Below are 8,652 nucleotides of genomic sequence, written 5' to 3'. Positions count from 1 at the left end.
AGACGCGGTCGCTATGTCCGGTAAAGCTCCAGACCTCATTCCCGTTCGGGTCGATCTTGCGGACGGTTTGGTCGTCACTCCCGGAGTGGACGTTCCCCGCATCATCGACGGCGACGCCGAAGACGCGGTCGCTATGTCCGGTAAAGCTCCAGACCTCCTCGACGCCCGTCCCATCGCAGAGATCTTCTTCACCACCCCCGCCGGCTGCCACGAAGTTCGCGGTGTCGGGCAGGATGACGCGGTAGCTGGCGGTTTCGGCAAAGGCGGTCCCACTCAGGGACAGTGCCAGGCCGGCCAGCAGAAGCCCGAGGGCGGTGGTGAGGGCGAGGGGTTGGGTACGCATAACGGCAATCCTTTCCGTGGGGATCAGAAAGGCCGACTGCCGGGCACTTCGGGGATGTTGTGTTCCGACCCCATGGTGAAGGGGTCCGGGTCGCCTCCGTGCGCGCGCAACAGGCCATCGATCCATTGATGTTCCTGACCCTATGATCCGGCGGCGGGGGGGTGCCGTCAAATGCCGCTTTCAAGGGCTCACCCGATACCCCGCCCGCTCCTCCGAAACGCCCTCCAGTAGCGGTCGGATCGAACCTCGGTCCACACCGTACGAACGCAACAACGCATCAACCCAACCCCGACACCACTCCGGGTCCGCAAAGAACATTCGAGCCTGGCGATCAATGCCGGTGGCATCCGCGCCCGGCCAGACATGCCCGCCCTGGGTGAAATCCAGGGAAACGCGCGGGCGGCCCGTCGGGGCACTGGTCACGACCGCATAGAAACATCGAGCCTCCTTGGCAAGACAAGCGGGGCACGGAAGCCCCTGGGTTGAAAACGAACCGGGAACCCGGAAGGCGTGAACACTACCCGGGCTGGACCTTACGCCGCCTCACCCAAATCCGAAAACAGATCCAGCGTATCACCGGTCATCGGACGGGCGAACCCGGTCACCGGGTCCACATCCGAGCCTTCGTCCTCCAGAGCCGCGCAGGCGACATGCGTATCCGGGATCGGCGCTTCTTCGGGAGCCTCCACGACCGCCTCCCCCGCATCGATCACTTCTTCCGCCGATTCGGTCGCCAGGGCCGCCGGCGTCACGATGGGCCCGTGTTCGGCCAGCCATTGCGCAAAGGTCGGCTCCGGCGTGGAGTCCTCCGATACTTCCTGCGCGCCTTCTTCCTCGCGCTTTTCGGACAGCTCGTGCTCAATGGCCGCGATCTGCTCGGACACCGCGGCGATGTCATCCCGTGTCACCGGGGGCTGGGAGTCCACGATCTGCTGCGCGGATTCCATGTCTTCTCGGAACTGCTGCCACCGCTTCGCCATGCGATCGTTCGAGAAGAAGGGAAGGTCACGCACGAGGTTCGACAGCCGCGTGACCAGGCCCGGAGTGGTGATCGTCTTGCCGCGCTCGTAGAAAGAGACACCCGAGACAAACCGGCCCGCCAGCTCAAAGCAGGTTTTGATGCCCGTGCCCATCACCAGGCGTAGATCGAGACCGTTGATCTGGCCCACTTCCACACCTTCACGCAGCGCGCTCTTGGGGTGGTTCATGGCATTCCCCACCGCGCGGTTCAACAGGTCATCGAAAGCCTCACGGTCCGACACGGATGCCTGCTCCGAGCGCACCTGAAGGGTCAGCTCCGGGTAGCTCGCAAGATCCTTCAGGTCCGCCTCGCAATCCGCCTGCATGTTGTTCAGGGCAGCTTCGCGCCGATCCTGGTCCTTGAGGCGGGCTTCCGCCTCAAAACGCTTGCGGCGGTCGCTCCGGAACAGGCTTTCGAGTCGGTTGCGTTCCTCGGAAAGCTGAAAATGCTCGAGGATGCGCGGGTTGCCCGAAAGCTCGGCCTTCATGGCGGCAAATCCGCTCTCGGCCGCGTCGGAGTCGGCGTCCGTCACGGTTCGCTCGTTCACGGTGCCCTTGCGGACCTGACCGATAAAGTGGGCCTTCTGCTCCAGGATCGCCCAGCGCATGGCATCCAGCGTCAGCGTCGTACCGTAACGGTACAGCGCGACCTCAAAACCCTCGACCTCATCCAGCAGGCGATTCCCGCGCCGATCAATGCGACCGTCGCGCTGTTCCACGTCCGAGGGCCGGAACGGGGCGTCGAGGTCATGCTTGGCGACCAACCGTTCCTGGACGTTCATACCCTCGCCCATCTTGAAGGTGGAGCCGATCAGCACGCGGACTTCGCCCGAGCGGACCTTTCGGAACAGCTCTTTTTTCTTGCGCGGGGTCGGCGCGTCGTGGATGAACGCGATCTCCCGTGCCGGAATGCCCAGATCGGTGAGCTTGTCCTTGAGGTCGGCGTAGAGGTTGTACCCCTCCGCATCCGCGCCCTTCGGCGTGCCGGAGTCCACGAAGATCAGTTGTGTGCCGCGTACCGCGTGCCAGCGGATGTATTCATGGCAGACGTTACGGCAGCACTCGTTGACCTTCGAGAAGGCGAAATCCGGGGCATCCGGCTCGTACATCCGGGCGTCGAGGGCGATCTTGCCCGCATCGGAGAAGATCTTGAGGGCGTTATCGTCCTCCGGGCGGCTCACGCTCAGATGGTCCGCGCGGTGGATAATGGTTTTCATCAACCGGGCCTGCGTCGGGCTGCGTTCAGCGTGAACCATAATCGGGCCCCCGGTGCGCATCGGCGGGGTCGGCCACTCCAGCCCCTTCTCGGCATAGATCGCCTGCAACTCCGGCTTGTGGATCACATCGGCAAACTGCGAGTACAGGCGCATCAGTTCCGGCAGGTTGTTGAACGCGCGGAACCGGGTCTTGAGCTGATAGCGCCCAGAACTGGACAGCTCGTAGGCTCGGGTCGGCGTCGCAAACAGCGAGGCCCAGGCGTCGAAGCTCTCGATACCAAGCTCCTGCAATTCCTCGAACGCGAGGAAGCGCAGTACGGTGTACATCTCCGCCACGGAGTTCGAGATCGGCGTACCCGTCAGCAGCACGAGCCCACCGGCCCCCGGCGCATCCTGTACCCAGCGGGCCTTCAGCAGCAGATCAAAGGCCGCCATCGAGCCTTCCGGATTGCCCAGGCCGCCCACGCCGTGATGCTCGGTCATGTAGAACAGGTTCTTGAACGACTTGTGGTACTCGTCCACCAGGATCGAATCGAGGCCCATTTCATCCAGGGTGACCGTGCGATCCTTCGGCTTGCGCTCCACGAGCTTTTCGATTTTGGCTTCAATCCGCTTTTTCGTCCGCTCCATAGAGCGCACGGTCAGGCGGTCGCCATCACCCTCTTTCGCCTTTCGCAGCCCTTCCTCGATGGTCTCCTGGATGCTGTCGAGGATCATGGACTTGGCGTGCGGCGGCATGTCGATGAACTGGAACGAGCTGTGCGGCAGAATCACCGCATCCCAGTCGTTGAGCGCGATTCGGGAGAACAGCCGGGAACGCTTGGCACCGGCAAAGTCGTCCTCGCTGGCGGCCAGCACGCGAGCCTTGGGGAAGGCCTTGCGGAACTCGTCGGCCCACTGCCCCACCAGATGCCCCGGCACCACGAAGCACGGCTTGTTCACGCGCCCCATGCGCTTTGCGAGCATCGCGCCCGTGATCGCCGTCAGGGTCTTGCCTGCGCCCACCACATGATCGATCAGGGTGGTGCCGTCCTGCGCAATGCGCCAGGCGGCATTGATCTGGTGGCGGTCGTACACGAACAGCCCGGACGAATCCGGCAGGGTGCCGTCCTCGTTCAGCAGGAAGGTCCCGTCGTATTGGGGCTCAACGTGGCTGTTGAATCGCTCGTTGTAGATCGTTTCCAGGCGTTCCCGGCGCTCCGGGTCCGCCATTAGCCAGTCCTCCCAGGCCTCCCGGATCATCCGGGCGCGTTCCTCGATCTGCCGGGTGGTATCCACGTCCTTGGCACGCGAGCCGTCCGAAAGGCGCGTATAGGATTCAAGCGAACGGTTGTTGCACATGCGCTCGAAGATCACCAGGAAGGTCCACTCGTCATCCACGCCCCACTCGCTGCGATTCTTCGCAAAGTGGATGCCTCGGGTCGAGGAAAAGTGCCAGAGCCCGCCGACATACTCCGGGGTGTGGTAGTAGTTCGCCTTCACCAGATGGCGGGCGAAATCCGCCAGGACATCACCCGGCAGCCAGGCCGCGCCCAGCGGCACGACAATATCCGCCGCCGGGATCGGCTCGGGCAACACCGATTCCAGCGCCTCCACGTTCTTTTGGAACGCGGGATGCTGTTGAGCCCATTCGCGGGCCTGTTCGAGCTTCTTCCGGACGTTGCCGCTCAAATACTGCGGGCGCGAAACGAACCCTCCGACAAAAGGATGGGTGGCGAACACCTGGCCTTCCAGCGCCTTCGTCAGCTCACTCGGGGCAATCCCGCTGCGCCGGCTCATGTGATTCATGTCCACTCCGCCCGTGGCCTTGAGGGAGTCCAGCAACGCCGCCTCCGGCGTGGTCGGGCGCTGATCCGCCCGTTCCGGGAACACCGTGCGACGATGCAGCACATCCGACTCGCTCCAGGACGGATCGCGCGGCTCGTCGTCGGTCTTTTCCGCCATGGACGGGGTCAGCCCGGGGTCGTAGTCAAGCTCCAGGCCTTGCAGCAGGGCGTAATCCGGGTCTTCGCCCATCACACCCGCATTGGTGCGGTCATGGATCGCCTTGTATCGCTTCACGAACGCCCGGTAGTCGGTGCGCAGATCATCGCGCAGGACTTCGATCTGGTCGTCGGGCGCGCCGCGGCTTTCGGCCTCCATCAGGAAGCGCAACTGGTCGCGCAGGTTCAGCATGGCCTTCAGCCGGTCGAGCTTGGCCCCCTTCAGGCGGGGCGCCCAGCACCAACGGGACTGGTCGCCGTGATCGGGAAGACGCTGCACGGCCGCGCCGGTATTGCGGTCCAGGGTGAAGCCGAAAACCTGTGTGTAATAAGCAGAATCGGCCGGTTCAATCGCCGGATCATGCTCGTCGACGCATACCGAGCCCGTCATTACAGGAGACAGATCGCGCTCGATGGCGCGTTCCAGAAGATCGGGCCAGCCCGGCGCGCGGTCGTGCAGTTCGAGGCTCGGCTTGTAGAAGCGGTCACGCCCCACCGAGGCGTCGCCCAGAAGGCAATCCAGCCGGCCATCAAACCAGGTATTCATCGAGATGGATTCCCCGTCTTGATCGAACACAAAACGTTCCATCCAGTCACCCGCATTGGGCTCAACGCCGTGCGTGTTGTCGGCACGCTGGAGGAACAGAACATCGGTGATAACTTCGGCACCGGCGTCCTTGAACACCTCCACCGGCAGACGGTAGGCCGCGAGCAGGCGGGTATTCGCCAGCAGCCATTCGCGTGCATCGTCCATGCCGTCGAGGGCATAGCGGGAAACGACAAAGGCCCCAACGCCACCGGCGCGGACCTTCTTCATGGCCTTCGCCATGGTCAGCGTGTGGATCGAGCCCTTGAGCTTCTTGGCGGTGTTGTCGAAAACCGTGCGGTTGTCGTACGGCGGGTTGCCAATGGCGGCATCGAACGCCTCATCCTGAAGCGACACCGCCTCAAAGGCCTTTGGCACGATGTAATCGTTGGGGTACAGGGCCGCCGCCAGGCGCGCGGACACCGGATCGATCTCGATGCCGGTGAACGTGGTCTGGCTACGCACGGACTCGGGTGCATGTTCGAGGAAAACGCCGGAACCCACGGTCGGCTCCAGGACGCGCCCGCCCCCGAAGCCCAAACGCTCCAGGCCCGCCCACATCAGGCGCACCAGCGGCTCCGGGGTGAAGTAGGCGTCAAGCACCGAAGAACGCAGGGAGGCGTATTCCTCCGGCGTTACCAGACCCAGCAGCGTTTTCCGGACCTCGGCGTATTCATCCTTGGCCTCGTCGAACACGGCCGCGAACGCGCCCCAGCCGCGATACGCATTGAGCGTGGATCGTTCGTCCTCGGTCAGATCGCGCGGATGGTTTTGCAGATCCGCAAGCAGCTCGAGGGCGTCAAGGTTCTCCTGAATCTTGCCTTTCATGGTGTCACTCCAATCCGACTTCGGGCCGGGATCCGCCGCCCGGAAAAGCGCGGGCGGTTCGCTGTTTCAACAGGGACCAGGCTACGGGAAAATCCCGACCTGTCGATTTCTTGCCGGGTGGATTTGACGTCCGGGCGTCAGGCGATGACGCCCGAGGGGTAACGATTCGAGGGTCAAGCCCCACTATTGATGGAGGGCGCCGACGGGGGTTCGAACGCCATATAGTGGGAAATCCCATAGGACTCGTCCCAATCCCCACAGGCATACTCATTGACCGGGGACACATCAAAACGGCCACCCGGGGCCGGATCGAAATCGATCTCCACCAGCGCCACATAAGGCTTGGACTCGCCCGTGAGCCATCCAATCGGCTGTCCGTAACGATCCACATCACCATCCGCCACCGGATACGTGCCGCAGACCCAATAGACCCCGCAAAGCGGATCGCTCCCAAATGGTTTCCAGTCGGACATCGCAACACTCCTATCGATTAAGAAAGACCCTCGAAATGGAGAGTAACGAGGGCACGATGCCTGTCGAGTTTTTCGCTATTGGTTAGCGCGAGTTGCAGGGAAATCATGCGCTGGGCGATTCACTCATGCCCGCCACCCAACGCAAAAATGTCGTCCAGATCGGCCTCACGCCAATACCCACCACTCCCGGCCCAGACGATATGCGCCGGCCGAATGTCGGGCTCATGGATGAAGCCCGCATAAGCGCGATGGACCGTGACAATGTGGTTGCGCCGCGCCTTTGAAGGCCGTTCGTTGGTAGACCGAATCGACGCGCCCCGCGGAATCAGAACCCTCGCACCAGGGGCGATCCAGTCGAAATCCACGAGTGAACCCGCCAGCGGACCCAGAAAAAGACCGTACCCGGGGAGTTCGCCTTCCGGGATGAGGTGAAAAAGGCGCTCAATCGCCATCACGGCATCCGTGTTGATCCGCTTCTCGGTGCGCGTCAGCAAATCCACCAGGCTTTCGCGCGTCAAGCGTTCCACCGGAACCGGGATCTGGTACTGGGGGAGATGGTTCAAAAGGGCCTCCTTGCAGTCTGCGGATTCCTGGATCCCGCGTTACGCCGCGCTTTATTCAGACACGGCATCAGCATCGACCAGCACCGTGTCGAAGTCGAACCGAGAGGAACAATCCGCGGTATCGACACTGACGATCGAAAGGCCCTCCGGGTCAATCCACGCATAAGGCGCTGAAGCAAAGCCTCATCGGATTCGTCCGAGTGCCTGGTCTCGATTACCAGTTTGGCGGCCGTGGTTATATCCATCCCTTCCTGCCGAGCGAAATACAAAATGCGCTGCCCCATGCTTCACCTCTGATCCCGCTGCGGGCCGGGATCCGCCGCCCGGGAAAGCGCGGGCGGTTCGCTGTTCTTCATACTGAATCAGACCAGGCGTTCGCGCCGCTGTGCGTGACCCACCGTCTCTTTCGCCGCCTCCAGATCCCCAGAGTTCAAGTGCCACTGTCGCCTTCCCGTAAATTCGGTCCATTGAAAACTGGAGGTCTCCGGGCACACTAGAGCCAAAGGAGGCCGAGATGCGCAAGAGTCGGTTTACGGAAAGCCAGATTGTTCAGACGCTGAAGCAGGTCGAAGGCGGCCGGAAGGTGAAGGACGTGTGTCGGGAGATCGGGGTCTCTGAAGCGACCTACTACCAGTGGAAGTCGAAATACGGCGGCATGGAGGCAGCCGACGTCCGACGGTTGAAGGAGCTGGAGGACGAGAACAACCGGCTCAAACGGATGTATGCCGAGCTGGCCCTGGAGAACACGGCCCTGAAGGACGTGATCACAAAAAAGCTCTGAGCCCGGACGAGAAGCGCCGTGTGGTCACTGCGTTGACGCAGGAACACGGGCTGAGTCAGCGCCGGGCCTGTCAGGCGGCAGGGGCTGCGCGGTCGGTGGTGCGGTATCGCAAGCAACCGGACCGGGACGATGCGGTGATCGCGCTTCTGCAGGAGCTGGTGGAGCGCTATCCGGAGCGGGGCTTTGGCAAGCTGTTCAAGCTGATCCGGCGTCGGGGCATGCCCTGGAACCACAAGCGGGTCTGGCGCGTGTACTGCGCCCTGAAGCTGAACCTGCGGCGCAAGGGCAAGCGCCGTTTGCCACCACGGGAGCCACGGCCCCTGGCGTCGACCGAAGCCCCGAACGTGGGATGGTCAGCGGACTTCATGTCGGATGCGCTATGGGACGGACGGCGCTTCCGCACCTTCAACGTCGTGGATGACTTCAACCGGGAAGCGCTGGCCGTGGAGATCGATCTGAACCTGCCCGCACCCCGTGTGATCCGGGTGCTGGAGCGTATTGCCGCCTGGCGGGGCTATCCGCAGCAGCTCCGGCTGGACAATGGCCCCGAGTTCGTCTCGGCCGCGATCGCCGACTGGGCCGAACAGCGCGGCGTGGAACTGAGCTTCATCCAGCCGGGCAAACCGATGCAGAACGGCTTCATCGAACGGTTCAACGGCAGCTACCGCCGTGGGGTCCTGGATCTCTACGTCTTCCGAACGCTGACCGAAGTCCGGGAACACACCGAGCAGTGGCTGCAGGACTACAACGAAACCATCCCTCACGAGTCGCTGGGGGACCTGACGCCGGTCGAATACCGGCAGCTACACCACCCGGAAACCTCTAGTTATGCGTGGACCTAATCCGGGGAAGTGGACAC

The 8,652-nt window shown here is 62.9% G+C and carries 5 protein-coding genes; 1 reads left to right on the top strand and 4 read right to left on the bottom strand.

Annotated features, from left to right (window positions below; genetic code table 11):
- The 4 genes from F627_RS15900 to F627_RS0114675 form a co-directional block, all read right to left on the bottom strand.
- A partial coding sequence (locus tag F627_RS15900; RefSeq protein ID WP_051081497.1) for a hypothetical protein occupies positions 1 to 343 on the bottom strand: 343 nt, incomplete at its 3' end.
- A 533-nt stretch (positions 344 to 876) separates the two neighbouring features.
- The gene (locus F627_RS0114685; protein WP_019584484.1) at positions 877 to 5,976 is read right to left on the bottom strand and encodes a DEAD/DEAH box helicase family protein; all 5,100 of its coding nucleotides are present in this window, start codon (positions 5,974 to 5,976) and stop codon (positions 877 to 879) included.
- 173 nt (positions 5,977 to 6,149) lie between these two features.
- Positions 6,150 to 6,449 (bottom strand): hypothetical protein, encoded by a 300-nt coding sequence (locus F627_RS0114680; protein ID WP_019584483.1) that lies wholly within the window; start codon positions 6,447 to 6,449, stop codon positions 6,150 to 6,152.
- Positions 6,450 to 6,568: 119 nt separating this feature from the next.
- The gene (locus F627_RS0114675; RefSeq protein WP_019584482.1) at positions 6,569 to 7,012 is read right to left on the bottom strand and encodes a hypothetical protein; all 444 of its coding nucleotides are present in this window, start codon (positions 7,010 to 7,012) and stop codon (positions 6,569 to 6,571) included.
- A gap of 514 nt (positions 7,013 to 7,526) precedes the next feature.
- Between F627_RS0114675 and F627_RS0114665 the strand changes: the two genes are divergently transcribed.
- A protein-coding gene (locus F627_RS0114665; protein WP_155987096.1) for an IS3 family transposase occupies positions 7,527 to 8,635 on the top strand; the annotation gives its coding sequence in 2 pieces (ribosomal slippage) (positions 7,527 to 7,779 and positions 7,779 to 8,635; 1,110 coding nt in all).
- Positions 8,636 to 8,652 lie beyond the last annotated feature (17 nt).

The sequence above is a fragment of the Thioalkalivibrio sp. ALE16 genome, from assembly GCF_000381305.1.
Lineage (GTDB): Bacteria > Pseudomonadota > Gammaproteobacteria > Ectothiorhodospirales > Ectothiorhodospiraceae > Thioalkalivibrio.
Note: the sequence above shows the minus strand (reverse complement) of the source record. Positions and strands in the feature narration are given on the sequence as shown.

Coding starts and splice junctions, on each gene's coding strand:
- F627_RS0114685 (WP_019584484.1), bottom strand. CDS start 5,976: ATGAAAGGCAAGATTCAGGAGAACCTTGACGCCCTCGAGCTGCTTGCG.
- F627_RS0114680 (WP_019584483.1), bottom strand. CDS start 6,449: ATGTCCGACTGGAAACCATTTGGGAGCGATCCGCTTTGCGGGGTCTAT.